The organism is Pseudomonas sp. NPDC096950 (assembly GCF_044762525.1).
In the GTDB taxonomy this organism is placed as follows: Bacteria; Pseudomonadota; Gammaproteobacteria; order Pseudomonadales; family Pseudomonadaceae; genus Aquipseudomonas.
Map to the genome: position 1 here is coordinate 455,154 of NZ_JBIWEL010000002.1, position 20,727 is coordinate 475,880.

Annotated in this window: 19 protein-coding genes; all 19 read left to right on the forward strand. The window is 60.1% G+C overall.

Annotation, left to right across the window (positions count from 1 at the left end):
- The first annotated feature begins 27 nt into the window (after positions 1-27).
- The 19 genes from ACIQY3_RS06495 (at position 28) to fliE (ending at position 20,721) form a co-directional block, all read left to right on the forward strand.
- Positions 28-2,946, forward strand: coding sequence for a TIGR00180 family glycosyltransferase (locus ACIQY3_RS06495; protein WP_403018062.1), 2,919 nt, complete (start codon positions 28-30; stop codon positions 2,944-2,946).
- Positions 2,947-2,959: 13 nt separating this feature from the next.
- On the forward strand, positions 2,960-3,961 hold the full coding sequence (gene pseB, locus ACIQY3_RS06500; RefSeq protein ID WP_403018063.1) for a UDP-N-acetylglucosamine 4,6-dehydratase (inverting): 1,002 nt from the start codon (positions 2,960-2,962) through the stop codon (positions 3,959-3,961).
- On the forward strand, positions 3,958-5,115 hold the full coding sequence (gene pseC / locus ACIQY3_RS06505; RefSeq protein WP_403018064.1) for a UDP-4-amino-4,6-dideoxy-N-acetyl-beta-L-altrosamine transaminase: 1,158 nt from the start codon (positions 3,958-3,960) through the stop codon (positions 5,113-5,115). Before pseB ends, pseC begins: the two co-directional genes overlap by 4 nt.
- A gap of 135 nt (positions 5,116-5,250) precedes the next feature.
- Positions 5,251-5,871 (forward strand): pseudaminic acid biosynthesis-associated methylase, encoded by a 621-nt coding sequence (locus ACIQY3_RS06510; protein WP_403018065.1) that lies wholly within the window; start codon positions 5,251-5,253, stop codon positions 5,869-5,871.
- Positions 5,868-6,569 (forward strand): pseudaminic acid cytidylyltransferase, encoded by a 702-nt coding sequence (pseF, locus tag ACIQY3_RS06515; protein ID WP_403018066.1) that lies wholly within the window; start codon positions 5,868-5,870, stop codon positions 6,567-6,569. The genes ACIQY3_RS06510 and pseF overlap by 4 nt, the downstream gene beginning before the upstream one ends.
- On the forward strand, positions 6,566-8,071 hold the full coding sequence (gene pseG, locus ACIQY3_RS06520) for a UDP-2,4-diacetamido-2,4,6-trideoxy-beta-L-altropyranose hydrolase (RefSeq protein ID WP_403018068.1): 1,506 nt from the start codon (positions 6,566-6,568) through the stop codon (positions 8,069-8,071). Before pseF ends, pseG begins: the two co-directional genes overlap by 4 nt.
- Positions 8,064-9,116 (forward strand): pseudaminic acid synthase, encoded by a 1,053-nt coding sequence (pseI, locus tag ACIQY3_RS06525; RefSeq protein ID WP_403018069.1) that lies wholly within the window; start codon positions 8,064-8,066, stop codon positions 9,114-9,116. The genes pseG and pseI overlap by 8 nt, the downstream gene beginning before the upstream one ends.
- Before the next feature lie 229 nt (positions 9,117-9,345).
- Positions 9,346-10,272 (forward strand): ketoacyl-ACP synthase III, encoded by a 927-nt coding sequence (locus tag ACIQY3_RS06530; RefSeq protein WP_265044118.1) that lies wholly within the window; start codon positions 9,346-9,348, stop codon positions 10,270-10,272.
- Between the two features lie 79 nt (positions 10,273-10,351).
- Complete coding sequence (locus ACIQY3_RS06535) at positions 10,352-11,644, forward strand: motility associated factor glycosyltransferase family protein (protein WP_403018070.1); 1,293 nt, start codon at positions 10,352-10,354, stop codon at positions 11,642-11,644.
- The gene (locus ACIQY3_RS06540; protein ID WP_403018071.1) at positions 11,641-11,907 is read left to right on the forward strand and encodes a hypothetical protein; all 267 of its coding nucleotides are present in this window, start codon (positions 11,641-11,643) and stop codon (positions 11,905-11,907) included. The genes ACIQY3_RS06535 and ACIQY3_RS06540 overlap by 4 nt, the downstream gene beginning before the upstream one ends.
- A 244-nt stretch (positions 11,908-12,151) precedes the next feature.
- Positions 12,152-13,015 (forward strand): flagellin domain-containing protein, encoded by an 864-nt coding sequence (locus tag ACIQY3_RS06545; RefSeq protein WP_123409194.1) that lies wholly within the window; start codon positions 12,152-12,154, stop codon positions 13,013-13,015.
- A gap of 72 nt (positions 13,016-13,087) precedes the next feature.
- The gene (locus ACIQY3_RS06550) at positions 13,088-13,468 is read left to right on the forward strand and encodes a flagellar protein FlaG (RefSeq protein ID WP_403018072.1); all 381 of its coding nucleotides are present in this window, start codon (positions 13,088-13,090) and stop codon (positions 13,466-13,468) included.
- An 82-nt stretch (positions 13,469-13,550) separates the two neighbouring features.
- The gene (gene fliD / locus ACIQY3_RS06555; protein WP_403018073.1) at positions 13,551-14,972 is read left to right on the forward strand and encodes a flagellar filament capping protein FliD; all 1,422 of its coding nucleotides are present in this window, start codon (positions 13,551-13,553) and stop codon (positions 14,970-14,972) included.
- 132 nt (positions 14,973-15,104) lie between these two features.
- Positions 15,105-15,500, forward strand: coding sequence for a flagellar export chaperone FliS (gene fliS, locus ACIQY3_RS06560; RefSeq protein WP_054049312.1), 396 nt, complete (start codon positions 15,105-15,107; stop codon positions 15,498-15,500).
- Between the two features lie 10 nt (positions 15,501-15,510).
- Positions 15,511-15,807 (forward strand): hypothetical protein, encoded by a 297-nt coding sequence (locus tag ACIQY3_RS06565; protein WP_054049314.1) that lies wholly within the window; start codon positions 15,511-15,513, stop codon positions 15,805-15,807.
- Between the two features lie 173 nt (positions 15,808-15,980).
- Positions 15,981-17,456 carry a sigma-54 dependent transcriptional regulator gene (locus tag ACIQY3_RS06570; protein ID WP_123509133.1) on the forward strand — a complete coding sequence of 492 codons (1,476 nt, stop codon included), beginning with the start codon at positions 15,981-15,983 and terminating at the stop codon, positions 17,454-17,456.
- Positions 17,457-17,584: 128 nt separating this feature from the next.
- On the forward strand, positions 17,585-18,778 hold the full coding sequence (locus ACIQY3_RS06575; RefSeq protein ID WP_403018136.1) for a sensor histidine kinase: 1,194 nt from the start codon (positions 17,585-17,587) through the stop codon (positions 18,776-18,778).
- 5 nt (positions 18,779-18,783) lie between these two features.
- Positions 18,784-20,163 carry a sigma-54-dependent transcriptional regulator gene (locus tag ACIQY3_RS06580; protein WP_403018074.1) on the forward strand — a complete coding sequence of 460 codons (1,380 nt, stop codon included), beginning with the start codon at positions 18,784-18,786 and terminating at the stop codon, positions 20,161-20,163.
- Positions 20,164-20,391: 228 nt separating this feature from the next.
- A complete protein-coding gene (gene fliE, locus ACIQY3_RS06585; protein WP_054049322.1) occupies positions 20,392-20,721 on the forward strand; it encodes a flagellar hook-basal body complex protein FliE in 330 nt (109 codons plus the stop codon).
- Positions 20,722-20,727 lie beyond the last annotated feature (6 nt).

Here is a 20,727-nt window from a genome sequence, read left to right on the forward strand (position 1 = left end):
GGCGTTTCGCCGGTCGTGGGAGAGGTTATGCAAGGCAAGTCCGTTTCTGAGCACATGTTGCCGTTGAATGAGCTGCTGACGGTGGTGTTGATTTCCCACAACCGTCCGGCTTTTTTGCGCAGGGCGATGAAGTATTACGGCGACTTGCCTTGCAAAGTCCTGGTGCTCGATTCCGCCACCGAGTATTTCCAGGGCGAAATCCCCGACGTCGAATACCGTCACGTGCCGCAGTTTGCCTACAGTGGTTTCCAGGCCAAGATCGCCTATGGCGTGGAGCAAGTGACCACGCCGTACATGGTGCTGGCGGCCGACGATGACTTTATCGTGCATGAGGCGCTGGCCGAGTCGGTGGACTTCCTGGAAGCCAACCGCGACTACGGTATGTGTCACGGCTATTGCCTGATGTACCTGACCCTCGCCGGCAACGTGAGCTATTACCGTCGCGACAAAAAGGTCTGCGAGGACTATTCCTCCGAGCGACCTCAGGATCGCGTGGTCGAGTACATGCGCCAGTACCTGCCGCCGTTCTACGCGGTGACCCGCACTTCGCTGATGAAATCCTGGTACGCGCTGTTGCCACCGGGCACCAGTTTCCAATGGCAGGAAATCGGTCACGTTTACTACATGCTGGCGTGCGCCAAGGCGCGGATCCTGCCGACCGCTTATGTGGTGCGCGAGATCAACTATGGCAACTCCGAGCACAACACCGAGGTGTATCACTCGCTGACCTACACCGATGCCAAATCGGTGGCCGAGCGGGAGTCCTTTATCGAGTTCCTGGCCGCGTTGCCAACCGGCATCAAGGACCTTGATCCGGCGCAGGGCAAAGCGTTTGTGCAAGACAGTTTCGATGCCATGATCGACAGCCTGCAAACCGGTCGGGCGCTGACGGCGGAGTTGATTTTCGGGTCCCTCTGGAACAATGACCTGAAGGAGCCCAAACGTCGGTTCGGGCCGCAGCAATACGTCGAGATGCCTTTCTACAATCAGGCCTTTTTCGATCAATTGACCCGCTTCGAATTTCTCTTGCATGCGATGCCCGCCGGCCGTCTTCAGCTCGAAGAACTGGAAGGCGTATGGACCCGCCAGGAACACTTGCTGAGCCCACGTAACAACGACACGCCGGAAAGCGTGGTCGACCGTTTGTGGCAAGCCTACGACGCCAACGCGTTCAACCGTACGGTGGTCAAGCGCCTGGTGGCGCAACTGGAACTGCTGGGCGAAGACGAAGACGCGCAATCGATGCGCGACTGGAGCGAGCGCATTGACGCGGTGTCGGCCGAGGATCATCGCCCGACGTTCGACAAGATGCTGTCGGGTCGTCTGCTCAAGTGGCTGGAACCGCGCCAGCCTGACGCTGAACAGGCCGAAGCGATTGCCCGGCACCTGGCGGCCAACGACGGCGGCCCACAGTTCGGCATTTTCCTGCTGGACCTGGATAACAACGTCGACAAACTGCAGGTCACCCTCGACAGCCTGCTCGAAGGTCACAGCAAGACATTCAAAGTCGTGGTGTTCACCACCGGCGAAGCACCGGCGGCGACCACGGCGCAGAATACCCTGCACTTTGTCCGCGTCACGCAGAGCAATTTCGTCGACAAGCTGAACCTGAGCGCCGCTCAGTCGCCGTGTGACTGGCTGCTGCTGGCGGAGGCGGGCGATGAGTTCACTGCCGGTGGCCTTTTGCGCGCCAGCCTGGAACTGCTGTCCGCCGCCGACGTGCGCGCCGTGGCCACCGATGAAATCCAGCGCACCGACAACGGCGCATTGGTGGATGTGTTCCGTCCCGGCTTCAACCTCGATCTGCTGCAAAGCCTGCCAGCGTTGATGGCGCGTCACTGGCTGATCCGCCGCGACGTGTTGATCGAGGCCGGTGGCTACCAGCCCGACTTCAACAAGGCGCTGGAATTCGACCTGCTGCTGCGCATCATCGAGACGGGTGGCCTGAATGGTCTGGCCCACCTCGACGAACCCTTGCTGATCGCCCGGGCCCCGGTGCTGGAAGAAAACGCCCATGAGCGCCTGGCGTTGCTGCGTCATCTGGGCAACCGTGGCTACAAGGCCAAGGTCACCTCGGCGGCGCCTGGCACCTACCAGATTGATTACCGCCATACCGAACGTCCACTGGTGTCGATCATCATTCCGGCCGGGGACGATTTGGCTGTACTGCAACAGTGCCTGCAAGGTGTGTTGCTGCGTACCCGTTACACCCGCTATGAAGTACTGATCGCGGTCAACCCGAATCAGTCCGCCGAGGTCAACGATTGGCTCGGCGCTCACCAGCACGCCAAAGTACGCGTGCTGCGCGCTGACCGGCCGCTGAACAATGTGGCGTTGTACAACGCCGCCAGTCAGCAGGCCCAAGGTGAATACCTGGTGCTGTTGGCCGCGGACGGTGAAGTGGTCAACCCGAACTGGATCGAATCGCTGCTCAACCATGCGCAACGTCCGGAAGTGGGGATTGTCGGCGCCAAACTGGTCGACCGTGAAGGCAAGGTCACGCAAGCCGGTTTGATCCTGGGTCTGAATGGCGGCGTCGGTTCGGCCTTTGTCGGCCAGCGCTATGACGCCAGCGGCAGCTATTTGCAGCGATTGGTGCTGGAACAGAACTACTCGGCAGTGTCGAAGGTGTGCCTGATGGTGCGCAAAGAACTGTTCGACGCCTTGGGTGGCCTGGATAACGAAGTGTTCGGCGAAGGCTTGAGCGACGTCGATCTGTGCCTCAAGGCCGGGCAGGCCGGTTACCTCACCGTGTGGACGCCGCTGGTGCAGATCGTTCATTCGGGTGTGGTGCCACAAGCGCCGCAGGTACTCGACGCCCTGCGTGACAAATGGGCCGACGCGTTTGCGCAGGATCAGGCCTACAACGCCAACCTGGCGCTGACCGGCAAGGGTTTCGCTTTGGGTGAAAGCACTCCGATCAACTGGGCACAGTTGATCGCCTAAAAGGATTCACGGCATGTTCAACGGCAAATCGATTTTCATCTCGGGCGGCACAGGGTCGTTCGGGCGCAACTTCATCCGCCGCTTGCTGGAGCAATACCAGCCCAAGCGCGTGGTGGTGTTCTCCCGGGACGAGCTCAAGCAGTACGAGATGCAGCAGACGTTCAACGCGCCGTGCATGCGCTACTTCCTCGGGGATGTGCGCGATGCCGAGCGTTTGCGCCAGGCCATGCGCGGCATCGATTATGTGGTGCATGCCGCGGCCCTGAAACAAGTGCCGGCCGCCGAGTACAACCCGACCGAATGCATCCGCACCAACGTCAACGGTGCGGAAAACATCATCGCCGCCGCCATCGACAATGGCGTCAAGCAAGTGGTCGCGCTGTCCACCGACAAGGCCGCCAGCCCGATCAACCTGTACGGTGCGACCAAGTTGCTGTCGGACAAATTGTTCGTGGCCGCCAACAACATCGCCGGTGAACAGCAAACCCGCTTTGCCGTGGTGCGCTACGGCAATGTGGCGGGTTCGCGAGGCTCGGTGGTGCCGTTCTTCAGCAAGCTGATCAACGAAGGCGCCACCGAACTGCCGATCACCGACGAACGCATGACGCGGTTCTGGATCACCCTCGATCACGGCGTGCAATTCGTGCTCGACAGCTTCGCCCGGATGCACGGCGGTGAAGTGTTCGTGCCGAAGATCCCGTCGATTCGCGTCGTCGATCTGGCACGAGGCATGGCCGGGCACCTGCCGCACAAGCACGTGGGGATTCGTCCGGGGGAAAAACTCCATGAGTTGATGGTGCCGCTGGACGATGCGCGCATGACCCTGGAATTCGCCGATCACTACACGATCCAGCCGTCGATTCGCTTTACCAGCGTCGACGTGGATTTTGCCGTGGACAAACTGGGCGAGCAGGGCAAACCGGTCAGTGAGGATTTCGAATACCGCTCCGACACCAATCCGCATTACCTGTCGGTCGGCCAGATCGCCGATCTGCACGCGGACCTGTCGGCATGATTCCCTACGGTCGGCAAAGTCTCGATCAGGCGGACATCGATGCGGTGGTCGCCGTGTTGCAATCCGACTGGCTGACCCAGGGCCCGACCATCGAGCGTTTCGAACAGGCCATGGCCGACCGTTGCCAGGCCGATTTCGCGGTGGCGGTGTGTAACGCCACCGCGGCGCTGCACATCGCTTGCCTGGCCGCCGGACTCGGTCCGGGTGATCGTTTGTGGACCACACCGAATACCTTTTTGGCCTCGGCCAATTGCGGTCGCTACTGTGGCGCCGAGGTGGATTTCGTTGATATCGACCCGCTGACCTGGAACCTCGATGCCTACGCCCTGAAGGCCAAACTCGAAGTGGCGGAGGACAACGGCACGCTGCCCACAGTGCTGGTGGCGGTGGCGTTCTCCGGGCAGAGCTGCGACATGCGCTTGCTCGCCGAACTGGCCGAGCGCTATGGCTTCACGATCATTGAGGACGCCTCCCACGCGGTCGGCGCATCCTATGCCGGGCGCCCGGTAGGCTGCGGTGATTTCGCGGCGATGACCGTGTTCAGTTTTCATCCGGTGAAAATCATCACCAGTGCCGAAGGTGGCATGGTGCTGACCAATCGCCGGGATCTGGCCGAGCGCCTGCAACGCCTGCGCAGCCACGGCATGACCCGCGACCCCGCGCAGATGACCGAGCCGAGCCATGGCCCCTGGTATTACCAGCAAGTGGAACTGGGCTTCAATTACCGCATCACCGACCTGCAAGCGGCCCTCGGGCTGTCACAGCTGAACAAACTGGATGACTTCATCGCGCGCCGACGTGAACTGGCGGCGCGCTATGACCGCTTGCTCGCGTACTTGCCGCTGACCTTGCCCAGCCCTCAGCCCGAAGCCGAGTCGGCGTGGCATCTGTACGTGGTGCGCTTGCAGCCGGATCGCATCAGCCTCAGCCATAGGCAGGTGTTCGAAGGGTTGCGAGCGGCCGGGGTCGGTGTGAACCTGCACTACATTCCGGTGCATTTGCAGCCGTACTACCGCGAATTGGGCTTTGCCGAAGGGGACTTCCCACAGGCCGAGCGTTACTACGCCGAGGCCATCAGCCTGCCGCTGTTTCCGTTGCTCAGCGAAGAACAACAGGACTATGTGGTAGAGCAATTGCGACGACTGACCGAATAACCGCCGCAGCCCCCAATGTGGGAGCGGGCTTGCTCGCGAAAGCGGTGTGCCAGGCGACATTAATGCTGACTGACACACCGCTTTCGCGAGCAAGCCCGCTCCCACAGGGTCCAGTGCTTTAGATGAGAATGTGCAATGCGTGAATTGAGTGAGCAGGAAAAGTTCTGGCAGGGCGACTTCGGCAATCAATACGTCGATCGCAATATCGGTCAACCGCTGGTGGCGGCCAACCTGGCGTTGTTTGCCAAGGCATTGACCCGGGCCGGGCGGATTGAAAGTCTGGTGGAGCTCGGCACCAATGCCGGCAACAATTTGCAGGCGCTGCGTCAGCTGTTGCCCCAATGCGACCTGTTCGGTGTGGAGATCAACGCCAGCGCTCATGCCCAGGCCCAGGCACTGGGGATCGCGCAGATCTGGCACGGCTCGCTGTTTGATTTCCCCCGTGAGCGCCACTTTGACCTGACCCTGAGCAAAGGCGTGCTGATTCATCTGGCGCCGGAGTTACTCCCGGCAGCGTATGCGCAGCTGTATGCCTTGAGCCAGCGTTACATCCTGATTGCCGAGTACTACAACCCGGCGCCGGTGGAAGTCTCGTATCGCGGCAACAGCGGCAAGTTGTTCAAACGTGATTTTGCCGGTGAAATGCTCGATCGTTATGATGACTTGCAGCTGGTGGATTACGGCTTCGGCTACCACCGCGACCCGCAATTCCCGGTGGATGACATCACCTGGTTCCTTCTGGAAAAGCGCCTTTGAACAACGTCGCAATCATCCCGGCCCGCGGTGGCAGCAAACGCATACCGCGCAAGAACCTCAAGCCGTTCGACGGCGTGCCGATGATTGCCCGTTCGATTAAAACCGCCCTCGATTCGGGGTTGTTCGCCCAAGTGGTGGTCAGTACCGATGACGAAGAAATCGCCGAACTGGCCCGCCACTGCGGCGCTCAAGTGCCGTTCATGCGCCCGGCGGCGCTGGCGGATGATTTCACCGGCACGGCTGCGGTGATTGTCCATGCGCTGCAAGCGTTGCAGGGGCAGGCGTTCGATTTTGCCTGTTGCATCTACGCCACTGCGCCGCTGCTGCAACCCCGGTTTCTGCAACAGGGTCTGAGCCTGTTGCAGCAGCATCCGGACAAGTCCTTTGCGTTCTCGGTCTGCGACTTTGGTTTTCCGGTGCAGCGTGCCCTGACCCTTGATGAAGAGGGCGCCTTGACCGCGTTGTACCCGGAGTTCCGCCAGACGCGTTCCCAGGATCTGCCACCGGCTTATCAGGACGCCGGACAGTTCTATTGGGGGCGCACCGGTGCCTGGCTGCGCGGCGAGGTGTTGTATTCAACGCAAAGCCTGCCAGTCATCCTGCCGCGCTATCTGGTGCAGGACATCGACACGCTTGAGGACTGGAAACGTGCCGAATACCTCTACGCTGCGTTGAAGGCGGGTGGTGAATTGCAATGAGGGTGCTGATTCGCTCCGACGCGTCACCGACCATCGGCAGCGGCCATATCGCCCGCTTGCTGCCCCTGGCCCGGACCTTGCGCCAGAAAGGCGTGCACGTTGCTTTTGCCTGTCGTGAGTTGCCTGGTCATCGACTGGACAGTCTGGCGGCCGAAGGTTTTGAAACGTTGCGTTTGCCCGATCGCTATCCCGATGAAGACCCGCAGCAAGCCATCGAATCCATGCTGCCATGGCAGGCGGACATTGCCGCGCTGGGCCGGGCACTGGAAAATCACGCGACCTTCGACTGGATCATCGTCGACCACTACGGCCTCGATCATCACTGGCAAACCGCAGCGCGGCGCTGGGCGCCACGGATTGCGGCGGTGGATGATCTGGCCACGCGTACCTACAGCGTCGATCTGCTGCTCAATCAGAATCTGTCGGGCACACCCGAGGCCTATGTCGGTTTGATTGGCGCGGATTGCCGGACCTTGCTCGGTCCGCGCTTTGCCATGCTGCGCGATGAATTCCGCTGCCCGGCGATTGAAATCAAACCTCGGGCCACACGTGTAGTGGTGAATTTCGGCGGCTTCGATGCGGCGCGACAAACCCATCACGCGATGCGGGCGCTGGCGGACTTTCATGAACTGCAAGTGGACTTTGTCGCCGGTGCCGACAACCCGGCCTGGGACGAAATGCAAGCGCTGGCGGCTGATCGTCCGAGTTGGCGTTTGCACAGCTTTGTCAGCGACTTTTACCGATTGATGACCGAGGCCGACCTGTTTATCGGCGCCGGCGGCGGCACCAGTTGGGAGCGGGCCGCCATGGGGTTGCCGACGATCTGCATTGCGGTGTCGAACAATCAGCAGGCCAATGGCGAGGTCATGGCGACTTCCGGTGCTCATGTGTTCCTCGGGGCGCGTGAGCAGGTCAGCGTCGAGCAGTTGCGCCAGGCGGTCGGTTTTGTCGCGGGCAACCAGGGTTTGCGCCAGAGCCTGGCAGAGCGTTCCCGACAATGGGTCGATGGCCGTGGCGCACAACGGGTGGCGGCCGCGCTGATTGGTGCGGTGTTGCCGGTGCGAGCGGCGACGCTGGACGATGCACGATTGTTGTTCGAGGGTCGCAATGCCGACGCCGTGCGGCGCTGGTCGCTGGACAGCCGCGTCATCGACTGGCCTTCGCATCAAGCCTGGCTGGCCGCAAGCCTGGACAATCCGCAGCGATTGCTGTTGATCGCCGAAGCGGGTGACGGCCCGGTCGGTGCGTTGCGCTACGACCTTCACGGTGCCAGCGCCGAAGTCTCGATTTATCTGTTTGAAGGTCGCTTCGGTCTGGGCTGGGGCAGGGCGCTGCTGGCTCGCGGCGAAGCATTCGTGAAGGCCCATTGGCCGCAATTGCAAACCATCACTGCTCAGGTATTGCCTGCCAACCAGCCGTCGCTGAGTCTGTTTCGCGAAGCCGGTTTCACCCAGAGTGCTTGCGCGTTCACCCGCGTTCTAAAGGATCACCGCAATGACTAGCTTCAAGATTGGCGAACGCTTGATCGGTGCCGATGCGCCGCCGTTCATCATTGCCGAAATGAGTGGCAACCATAACCAGTCGCTGGACGTGGCGCTGCAAATCGTCGAAGCCGCGGCCAAGGCCGGCGCCCATGCCTTGAAGCTGCAAACCTATACCGCCCAGACCATGACCCTGGACCTCGATGAAGGCGAGTTCTTCATCAAGGACCCGAACAGCCTGTGGGCCGGCACTTCGCTGTACGCGCTGTACGAGAAGGCCCATACGCCGTGGGAATGGCACGCGCCGATTTTCGCCCGGGCCAAGGAACTGGGGATGCTCGCATTTTCGACGCCTTTCGACGACACCGCCGTGGACTTCCTCGAAAGCCTCGACGTGCCGGCCTACAAGATCGCCAGTTTCGAAAACACTGACCTGCCGCTGATCCGTCGGGTCGCCGCGACTGGCAAACCACTGATCATCTCCACCGGCATGGCGAGCATCGCCGAACTCGACGAAACCGTACGCGCCGCCCGTGAGGCCGGGTGCAAGGACCTGGTGCTGCTCAAGTGCACCAGCACCTACCCGGCGACACCGGCCAACAGTAATGTGCGGACCATTCCACATTTGCGCGAATTGTTTGGTTGTGAGGTTGGTCTGTCGGATCACTCCATGGGCGTTGGCGTTTCTGTCGCGGCAGTGGCGCTCGGGGCGACGGTGGTGGAAAAGCACTTCACCCTCGACCGCGCTGCCGGTGGGGTGGACGCCAGTTTCTCCCTGGAGCCGTCGGAGCTGGCCAGCCTGGTGATCGAAACCGAGCGCGCCTGGCAAGCCATGGGCCAGGTGCATTACGGCGTGACCGAGGCTGAGCGCAAGTCCCTGGTGTACCGGCGCTCGCTGTATGTCACCCAGGACATGGCCGCCGGAGAAGCCTTTACCACCGCCAATCTGCGGGCCATCCGCCCGGGCCTGGGGCTGGCGCCCAAACACGCTGAAACCCTGCTGGGCCGCCGCGCTCGCCAGGCGATCAAGCGCGGAACCGCACTGGACTGGTCCTTGGTCGAATAACCCTTGTCGGGTTGATTCGGCAAAATAGCGTGACCTGTGAGTCATAACGCGCATCTTCACTGTATTGTATTGACCGGGGAGATGGCGCCTGGCCCTTTATCGGGTCCAGTGATAGCCCTTGACGCTTCCCGCTGTCGCCCATTACGGGCGGCTGAAAATCTCTGTATGTCGGCGCCCCTCGAATCCTTGCGAGCGGTGGTATTGGGCTGTTTATTATTGGGAAGCCGTAATGATTGGCATAAAAAGCATTGCGAGCTACGTTCCTGTAGCCGGCGTGGACAATTACGCACAAGGTGCAAAATTCGAGAAGGATGAAGAGTTCATCCTGGGCAAGATCGGTTCGGCCTTCCTGCCGCGCAAAGACGCTGAGCAAGAAACCTCGGACCTGTGTGTCGAAGCGGCCAATGCGCTGTTCGCCAACAACCCCGATTTGAAACGTGAAGCCGTCGACGTGCTGATCGTCGTCACCCAGAACGGCGACGAAGAAGGCCTGCCACACACCGCCGCCATCGTGCAGGACAAGCTGGGCCTGTCGACCAACGTGGCCGCGTTTGATATTTCCCTGGGCTGCTCGGGTTATGTCTACGGCATCTACGCGATCAAGGGCTTCATGGAGGCCGCCGGCCTGAAGAATGGCCTGCTGATCACCGCCGATCCGTACTCCAAGATCGTCGACCCGGAAGACCGCAACACCACCATGCTGTTCGGCGATGCCGCCACCGCGACCTGGATGGGCGAGGGCGCGCCGTGGCAACTGGGCAAGGCCAAGTTCGGCACCGACGGTTCCGGCGCACCGCATTTGAAGGTCACCGATGGCGTGTTCTATATGAACGGCCGTCAGGTCTTCAACTTCGCGCTGCTCAAGGTCCCGGCGCATTTGCATGAGTTGCTCGACGAGTCCGGCCTCAAGGCTGACGACATCGATGCCTTCTGCATCCACCAGGGCAGCGCGGCGATTGTCGATGCGGTCGCTCGGCGCTTCGAAGGCGAACCGGAGAAGTTCATCAAGGACATGGTCGAGACCGGGAATACCGTGTCGTCGAGCATTCCGTTGTTGCTGGAAAAACACGTCCTGGACTCGGACTGGAAGCGCGTGGCGTTGAGCGGTTTTGGTGTGGGGCTGTCGTGGGGTTCGGCGATTATCTATCGTCCTTGACCCACAACCTGATATAAAAAAAGCGTTCAAGGGTTAACCTTGAACGCTATTTTTTTGCCTGTGAGAAGAGCGAGCCAGCATGAGCGACAGCTTTGACGACAATGCGAGGGTGATAGAACGGCGCTGGCCGACGCTCCATACGCGATTGATGTTGGAGGACAGCACGTCGGTCCACGCCGAGTTGTCCGAAGGGCTGGGTTCGACGCTGAGTATCGGTGGCATTCAACTCACCAGTCGGCATGACCGTGTCCGCGAAGCCCGTGTTCAGGCGGCCAGCCTGCCCAGCGGCAAGGCGCAGTTGCATGTCTATGGCACCGGACTGGGGGATCTGCCCACCGTCCTGCTGGAGCGCGCCGATCTCGAGCGACTGTACGTGCATATCCTCAACGGCGCGTTGTTTGCCTTGGTGCTGCGCTTGCTCGACCAGCGGCAATGGCTCGACGACCCGCGCGTTGAATTGCTGTATGCCGGTGATCAGCCGGATATCTACACGCCGTTCTTTGCGCTGCCCTCGGAGATGGTCCTGGCAGACGACTTCAACGCGAAGATTCGCGATCGGCTGGTCAGCGAAGTGCACTTGAACTTCAACAACCGTGATTTCGATCCGCAGTCCCCGGCGATACTCCAGCGTTTGCAGGACAGCCTTGAAGTGCTGCTCGCCGATGATGATGTCGCGCAGCTGTTCGGTACGTGTGCTGGCCGGGAAGTCTATGTGATCGGCACCGGCCCGAGCCTGGAAAGCCATTTCCAGCAATTGACGGCGATTCGCGAGCAGGCGCAACGGCCATTGTTCATTTGCGTCGACACCGCCTACCGGCCGCTGCGAGAGCACGGGATCAAGCCCGACCTGGTGGTGACCATCGATCAGCGCATCAGCTTCCAGCATTTGCCTTTCGAGGAGTCCGACGGGATTCCGCTGGTGTACCTGCCCATGAGTGATCCGCACGTCCTGAAGGCCTGGAAGGGCAAGCGATATGGCGGTTACTCGGCCAGCCCGATCTACGCCGCGTTGCGCCACCAGCACGCCAGGGCGCAGCTGTACGTGGGCGGCAGCGTGATTCATCCAGCCGTGGACCTGGCGGTGAAGATGGGGGCGGCCAGCATTACCCTGTTTGGCGCCGACTTTGCCTTTCCGATGAACAAGACCCATGCCGGCTGGAACGACGGTGATCTGGGGCCCGGGGTGAATCTGGCCCGGCACTGGGTGCGCGACGGGCATGGCGAGCGGGTCAGGACGCAACTGAATTTCCGTAGCTACCTGTGTGAGCTGGAGCGATACATCGCCGGGCACCCTGAGGTGCGCTTCTTTAACAGCAGTCGGGCGGGCGCCATGATCGCCGGTACCCGGTTCAATCGGGAGTTCGTGCAGTGAGTGCGCTTGCGCAATGCATCAATGAATGCCGGCAGTGCGCCGGTTTGTTTCGTCTGGGCCGGGATGTCGAAGCGGCACTGACCATGGTCGATGTGTTTGATGAGGCGCAGCGACTGTTATCGACAGCGCCTCAAGCCGTGCAACTGAAATGGACGCAGGTGCTCACGCACATGCTCGCGTGCCAGGAGCGCCAGGATTGGCTGGGACTGGCCGACTTCATGGAATATGAACTGGTGGATTTGCTGGAAAGCGTCCAGGTTTGAAAGCCGGGTAAGGGCTCTGGTTGGGATGTTTGGGTGTCGGACGGTTTTATGGCGTCATTTTTCGGGTGGGGAGAGGCCGCTAAGCCTTTGTTTTCTAGGGGGTGGCAGTGTGATGGCAATATTTTTCAAAAAAGCCCTCAAGCAACCTGCATATCCGACGATAACTATTACGAAGGTTCTCTAGGCCATACCCGGCGGTTGCCAGGGCCGGAAGCCGCAGTACCCAACCAACGAGGAATTCGTCATGGCTTTAACAGTAAACACCAACACCACGTCGTTGAACGTTCAGAAAAACCTGAACCGCGCTTCCGACGCTCTGTCGACTTCGATGTCTCGTCTTTCTTCCGGCCTGAAAATCAACAGCGCTAAAGACGATGCTGCCGGCCTGCAGATCTCCAACCGTATGTCCTCCCAGATCCGTGGCCAGAACGTAGCGGTTAAAAACGCCAACGACGGTATCTCGATGGCTCAGACCGCTGAAGGCGCTCTGCAAGAATCCACCAACATTCTGCAACGTATGCGTGAACTGGCTGTACAAGCACGTAACGGCACCAATGGCACTGCTGACCAGACCGCAACCAACGCTGAATTCGCTCAGATGTCTGACGAACTGACTCGTATCGCGGCTTCGACCAACCTGAACGGCAAGCAACTGCTGGACGGTTCGGCTGGCACCATGACCCTGCAGGTTGGTTCCAACACTGGTACCGCCAACCACATCGACCTGACCCTGAGCTCCAAGTTCGACGCCGTCAGCCTGTCGGTAGGTAGCGGTACTGTAGCTCTGACCGGTACTACCGCTGTTTCGGGTGCTGGCTCCGCTGCAACCAACATCGACAACGCGATCACCGCAATCGACGCTGCAATCGCTGCGATCGGTGCAACCCGTGCAAACCTGGGTGCTTCGCAAAACCGTCTGACCAGCACCATCTCCAACCTGCAAAACATCACTGAAAACGTTACTGCTGCTCAAGGTCGCGTACAAGATACCGACTTCGCCGCAGAAACCGCTAACCTGACCAAACAGCAAACTCTGCAACAAGCTTCCACCGCTGTTCTGGCCCAGGCTAACCAGCTGCCATCCGCTGTACTGAAACTGCTTCAGTAATATCGGATTGAGTTTTGGCGGGGGAGTGCGCTTGCGTGCTCTCTCGCTTTTTCCGTTTAAGAGGTGATGGTCATGGACATGAGCGTTAAGCTGAACTTGTCTTACCCGGCCGCGAAACCGGCGGTCAGTACTACCGATAAGCCGGCGGATGCGCCTCGTGCCGAATTCCCCCAGGCTGTCGCTGCAACTGCAAAAAGCTCGAATTCAGACAACTCGGACACTTCGGACAACTCGGATAAGTTGAAAATGGCCGTTCAGGAGATCGAAAAGTTTGTTCAGTCGGTCAAGCGTAACCTCGAATTTTCCATCGATGAAACGTCCGGCAAAGTCATCGTCAAGGTGATTGCCAGCGAATCCGGTGAAGTGATTCGACAGATTCCGTCGGCTGAGGCCATGAAACTGGCTGAAAGCCTGCACAACGCCAGTAACGTTTTGTTCGATGCCAAAGCCTGACACTGGCATGAAACGTGTTTGTACGATCATTGTCCGCGCATAGTGGTCAAAAGACCGGCGACACACAGATAGGGAGATGCACATGGCAAGTCCAATTCTACCGGGTTCGGGTCTAGGGTCCGGTCTCGACATCGGTGCGATCGTGACCGCGCTGGTCAACTCCGACAAATCGGCCAAACAGACGCTGATCACCAATCAGACGACGATCAACACGGCCAAGATTTCCGCTACCGGTTCGTTGAAGTCGGCGCTGGCAGCATTCCAGACCGCAATGACCAACCTGGGCAAAAAAGACGCGCCCGCGTTTTCCGGTTTTACCGCGACGTCGAGCACGCCGGCGACGCTGACTGTGACCTCGGATAACACCGCGGTAAACGGTACCTACAACGTTACAGTCACTAACCTGGCAACCAGTTCGAAAGTGGCCAGTGCGGCGTTTGCCGGCGGTGCCAGCAGTGCCATTCCGACTGGTACTTTGAAAATCAGTCAAAATGGTATTGATTACCCGGTGACCATTGCCAGCGGCGCGACCTTGCAGTCGACCCGCGACGCAATCAACTCCACGCTGCAAGGCAAGGGCATCAGCGCCAACATCGTCACCGACTCCAACGGTTCGCGCCTGGTCATCGGTTCGACCGTTACGGGCGCGGGCTCGGACCTCAAGGTCAGCGGTATTGCCGGCCTGGAGATCGACGGTTCCACCAGCCTGGGGACGACCCCTGCTGCTGGCGCATCGGGCAACATCGGCGGTTTGGCCGAGGATGCAACGGTCGTCATTGATGGCCTGACTGTTACCAGCAAAAGCAACACCATCAGCGGTGCGGTCGGCGGCATCAACATGACCCTGGTGGCGGAAAGCCCGACACCGGTCAAAGTGACGGTCGGAACCAACACCGACGGCCTGAAAACCTCGCTGCAGACGTTCGTCGACGCCTACAACACCGTGATCAACACCCTGACGACCCTCACCAAGCCAAGCCTGGATGATGAGGGCAACCCGACCATCGGCGCGGCCATGACCGGTGACTCCCTGCCGCGTAACCTGATCACTGCCGTGCGCAATGAGCTGGTGGCGCCGGGGGCGGGCGGTCAATTGTCGGTGCTGTCGCAGCTGGGTATCCAGACCGATCAGAAGACCGGTACGTTGACCATCGATGCAACCAAGTACGCCAAGGCGATGGCCACCCCGGGGATGAGCAGTTCGGTACAGAACCTGTTCACCGGCACTGACCCGAAAAATGGTCTGCTGGCACGTATGTCGGCGGCCATCACGCCGTACTCCCAGACTGGCGGGATCCTCGATCAGCGCAACACCAGCCTGAGCAAGGTCCAGAAAGACCTGAGCAGCCAGCAGACGGCGCTGGACCTGCGGGTGACCAACCTGACGGCTTCGTTGACTGCCAAGTACAACGCGATGGACCTGTTGGTCGGCCAGATGAAGGCCACCGCCAGCAACATCACCGGCTTCTTCGCGTCGTTGAACGCTCAGCAGTCCGCCAAATAGCGATGGGCTGACGACAAAAACCCGGCTACGCTTTTTCGGCGTGTGCCGGGTTTTTGTCTTCTGATCTAAAGTTTTCAGGCTCGCAGACGATACACTGGTCATACGAGTCATTGAGTGGCAATGAGGTAGAACATGAATCCGATGTTAGCCCTTCGGCAATATCAGAAGGTTGGGGCGCAAGCCCAGACGTCCGAAGCCAGTCCGCACCGTCTGGTGCAAATGCTGATGGAAGGCGGCCTGGATCGCATTGCCCAGGCTAAAGGCGCGATGGAGCGCAAGGACATTCCCGGCAAGGGAACGTCGATCAGCAAGGCTATCGGCATCATCGGTGGCTTGCGCGAAGGCCTGGACCTGGAAAAAGCCGCCGATACCGTCGGTGAGCTCGACCGTCTCTATGCCTACATGATGAAGCGCCTCGCCGAGGCGAACATCAAGAGCGACCCGCGGATTCTCGATGAAGTCGCTGGTTTGCTGCGCACGGTCAAAGAAGGCTGGGATGCCATCGCCGCGCCTGGTCCGCAGTTTTAAGGAGATCACCATGAGTCTTGTATTGCAGCGAATCGAACAAACCCGTGAAGCGTTGGTCGGGGCACTGGCCGAACGCAACTGGGAAGCTATCGGTCAATTGGACCTTGATTGCCGTTCCTGCATGGAAGATGTCTTGAGTGAAGCTTCGCTGGACGAGGTGGCGTTGCGCGCCAATCTTGAGGAGTTGCTGGGGGTCTACAAGGAGCTTCTTGAGGTGGCGATGGGGGAGAGACAAGCGATAGTCGACGAGATGTCTCAGATCCACCAAGCGCAAAACGCTGCAAAGGTTTACCATCTGTTTGGTTAATTAATCCCAGGTTAATCCAAACATAGTGCGCCATAAATTTGACTGTGCACGGTTTTTTGACTTAACTAGTGGCTGGTTCCAGATTTCAGGCGTCTACAGGCATAACGTGTCTGCAAGCGTCTAGCTTGCCCCCTCATTTCGGGCATTGAGTTGACTAGGGAAGTTGCTATTGCATGTGGCGTGAAACCAAAATTCTGCTGATTGATGACGATAGCGTCCGTCGCCGCGATTTGGCGGTGATTTTAAATTTTCTCGGTGAAGAAAATTTACCCTGCGGCAGCCATGACTGGCAGCAGGCGGTCGGCTCTTTGTCATCGAGTCGTGAAGTCATTTGCGTACTAATCGGGACGGTCAGTGCTCCTGGTGCGCTTTTGGGCCTGTTAAAGACACTCTCAACCTGGGATGAGTTCCTTCCGGTTTTGTTAATGGGCGATAATTCTTCCGTTGACCTGCCTGAAGACCAGCGTCGCCGGGTGCTTTCGACCCTCGAAATGCCGCCCAGCTACAGCAAGCTGCTCGACTCCCTGCACCGTGCCCAGGTCTATCGCGAGATGTACGACCAGGCCCGCGAGCGCGGTCGTCACCGTGAACCCAATCTGTTCCGCAGCCTCGTCGGCACCAGCCGGGCGATCCAGCACGTGCGCCAGATGATGCAGCAAGTGGCCGACACCGATGCCAGCGTGCTGATCCTCGGCGAGTCCGGCACCGGCAAGGAAGTGGTCGCGCGCAACCTGCACTACCACTCCAAGCGGCGTGACGCGCCGTTCGTTCCGGTCAACTGCGGGGCGATCCCGGCCGAGTTGCTGGAAAGCGAATTGTTCGGCCACGAGAAGGGCGCCTTCACCGGGGCAATCACCAGTCGTGCCGGGCGTTTCGAACTGGCCAACGGCGGCACGCTGTTCCTCGACGAAATCGGCGACATGCCGTTGCCGATGCAGGTCAAGTTGTTGCGCGTGTTGCAGGAGCGCACCTTCGAGCGCGTGGGCAGCAACAAGACCCAGAGTGCCGACGTACGCATCATCGCGGCGACCCACAAGAATCTCGAAAGCATGATCGAGATCGGCGCCTTCCGCGAAGACTTGTACTACCGCCTGAACGTGTTCCCGATCGAGATGGCTCCGTTACGCGAACGTGTCGAAGACATTCCGCTGCTGATGAACGAGTTGATCTCGCGCATGGAGCACGAGAAGCGTGGTTCGATCCGTTTCAACTCGGCCGCGATCATGTCCCTGTGCCGTCACGGCTGGCCGGGCAACGTCCGCGAGCTGGCCAACCTGGTGGAGCGCATGGCGATCATGCATCCGTACGGGGTGATCGGCGTGGTCGAGTTGCCGAAGAAATTCCGCTACGTCGATGATGAAGACGAGCAACTGGTCGACAGCTTGCGCAGCGATCTGGAAGAACGGGTGGCCATCAACGGGCATACCCCGGACTTCACCGCCAATGCACTGCTGCCGCCCGAAGGCCTGGACTTGAAGGACTACCTCGGTGGTCTGGAGCAAGGGTTGATTCAGCAGGCGCTGGATGATGCCAATGGCATCGTGGCGCGTGCCGCCGAACGTCTGCGTATTCGTCGCACCACCCTGGTGGAGAAGATGCGCAAGTACGGCATGAGTCGTCGGGATGGTGATGAACAGGCGGATGATTGACGCCTGTTTTTCAAGTGCTTCATTTATAGGCGGTTTTTTTTAGGCACGGGTATTGCTACAGCTCTCGCAACGTTCCGTTTCACTGACGGTCAGCCAAGCGAGAGAGCACGATGCCCCAAGCCGCCCAGATGTCTTCTGTCCCTGACGCTTCGGGGCAACCGTCGTCCGTAGAACAGGCGAGCCGGCTGGGTCTTGAGCAGGCGTTTGCCCTGTTCAACCAGATGTCGAGCCAATTGACTGACTCCTACAGCATGCTCGAAGCCCGGGTCACCGAGCTCAAGGGCGAACTGGCGGTGGTCAGCGCCCAGCGCATGCAGGAACTGGCGGAAAAAGAACGCCTGGCCAACCGCCTGCAAAACCTCCTTGATCTGTTGCCCGGCGGCGTCATCGTGATCGATGCCCAGGGCATGGTGCGCGAAGCCAACCCGGCGGCCAGCGAGTTGCTCGGTCAGCCCCTCGAAGGCGAGCTGTGGCGCCAGGTGATTGCCCGCTGCTTCGCGCCCCGTGAAGACGACGGTCACGAAATCTCCCTCAAGGACGGTCGGCGCCTGTCGATTGCCACCCGCTCGCTGGATGCCGAGCCCGGTCAGTTGGTGTTGCTCAACGATCTGACCGAAACCCGTCAACTGCAAGGTCAACTGGCCCGCCACGAACGCCTGTCGTCCCTGGGGCGCATGGTGGCTTCGCTGGCCCATCAGATTCGCACACCGCTTTCCGCCGCCCTGCTGTACGCCAGTCATTTGACTGAACAGGAACTGCCGGTCGCCACCCAGCAACGCTTCGCCGGTCGTTTGAAAGAGCGTCTGCACGAACTGGAACATCAAGTGCGCGACATGCTGGTGTTCGCCCGCGGCGAACTGCCGCTGACCAATCGCGTCACCCCCAAGGAATTGATGCAGTCGCTGCAAGCGGCGGCGCTGACCCATGTCCAGGAACTGCCGATCCGCTGGCAGTGCGACAGTCACGCCGGGGAGTTGCTGTGCAACCGCGACACCCTGGTCGGGGCGATTCTGAATTTGATCGAAAATGCGATTCAGGCCAGTGGCGGTGCAGTCCGTCTCAAGGTTCACCTCTATACCCGTGGCAACAACCTGCGCCTGTGCGTCAGCGACAGCGGCAGCGGGATCGATGACACGGTGCTGGCGCGCCTGGGCGAACCGTTTTTTACCACCAAGACCACCGGAACCGGCCTCGGCCTGACCGTGGTCAAGGCAGTGGCTCGCGCTCATCAGGGAGAATTGCACTTGCGCTCGCGGCTCGGTCGCGGCACTTGTGCGCTGGTGTCCCTGCCGTTGTTTTCCAGCGCATCGGATGCGGAGTGAAGGGCATGGCAATCAAGGTTCTACTGGTCGAGGATGACCGCGCGCTACGGGAAGCACTGGCGGATACGCTGCTGCTCGCCGGGCACGATTACAAGGCTGTCGGTTCAGCGGAAGAAGCGCTGGCAGCGGTCGGCGTCGAGGCGTTCAGTCTGGTCGTGAGTGACGTCAATATGCCGGGCATGGACGGCCACCAGTTGCTCGGATTATTGCGGGCGCGTCAGCCGCAATTGCCGGTGCTGTTGATGACGGCGCACGGCGCGGTGGAGCGGGCCGTCGATGCGATGCGCCAGGGCGCGGCGGATTACCTGGTCAAGCCGTTCGAACCCAAGGCTTTGCTCGATCTGGTGGCGCGGCATGCCTTGGGCAATCTCGGCGCCAGCGACAGCGAAGGGCCGATTGCGTTCGAGCCGGCCAGTGCGCAATTGCTGGAACTGGCCGCCCGTGTGGCGCGCAGTGATTCCACGGTGTTGATCTCCGGCGAGTCCGGCACCGGCAAGGAAGTATTGGCGCGCTACATCCACCAGCATTCCCATCGCGCCAACCAACCGTTCATCGCGATCAACTGCGCGGCGATCCCGGACAACATGCTCGAAGCCACGTTGTTCGGTCACGAGAAAGGCTCGTTCACCGGCGCCATCGCGGCCCAGGCCGGCAAGTTTGAACAGGCTGACGGCGGGACCATCCTGCTCGACGAAATCTCCGAAATGCCCATGGGTCTGCAGGCCAAGTTGCTGCGCGTGTTGCAGGAGCGGGAAGTCGAGCGCGTTGGCGCACGCAAACCGATCAGCCTCGACATCCGCGTTGTCGCCACCACCAACCGTGACTTGGCGGGTGAAGTGGCGGCGGGGCGTTTTCGTGAAGACCTTTATTATCGGCTCTCGGTTTTTCCGCTGGCCTGGCGTCCGTTGCGCGAGCGCACCGCCGACATCCTGCCGCTGGCTGAGCGCCTGTTGGCCAAACACGTCAATAAAATGAAGCACGCGGCGGCCAGGTTGTCGCCCGAGGCTCAGGCGTGTCTGATCAGTTATCCGTGGCCGGGCAATGTTCGCGAACTGGACAACGCCATTCAGCGTGCGCTGATTCTGCAGCAGGGCGGGTTGATTCAGCCGCAGGATTTCTGCCTGTCGGGGCCGGTCGCTTGTGCGCCTTTGCCCGCATTGGCAGCTGTGCGAGTCGCGGAGGTTGAGGTCGAATCGGCCAGTGCCCTGGGCGACGACCTGCGCCGCCATGAGTTCCAGATGATCATCGACACCTTGCGTTCCGAGCGCGGCCGGCGCAAAGAAGCCGCCGAACGCCTGGGCATCAGCCCGCGCACCTTGCGCTACAAGCTGGCGCAGATGCGCGATGCCGGAATGGATGTGGAAGCCTATTTGTTCGCCACTTGATCTCACTGTGGGAGCGGGCTTGCTCGCGAAGGCAATGTGTCAGGTACACAAATGTCGACTGACACTCCCACTTCGCGAGCAAGCTCGCTCCCACAATGGTTTTGCAGTGATTCGCGGTCCGGACGGCTTTTGTGAAACAAGGTCGCCGAGCTGGCACCCTTGTTGCTAACACCTCAGTACCCGCCGAGTGAGTGTCAAAAAATTGCGGGTCGCCAGAGAGAGTAGACCATGAGCCAAGGTATTGAATTTAATCGATTGATGTTGGATATGCGCTCCATGCAAATGGATGCCATGTCTGCGCCGAAATCGACTGCCGCCGTTCCCGAACTGGGTGGCAGCAGCTTCGCCGACATGCTCGGTCAAGCCGTCAATAAAGTGAACGACACCCAGCAGGCGTCGAATCAGCTGTCCAGTGCCTTTGAAATTGGCAAGAGTGGCGTTGATCTGACGGATGTGATGATTTCCTCGCAGAAGGCCAGCGTGTCTTTCCAGGCGTTGACCCAAGTGCGTAACAAGCTGGTTCAGGCTTACCAAGACATCATGCAGATGCCGGTTTAAGGACGA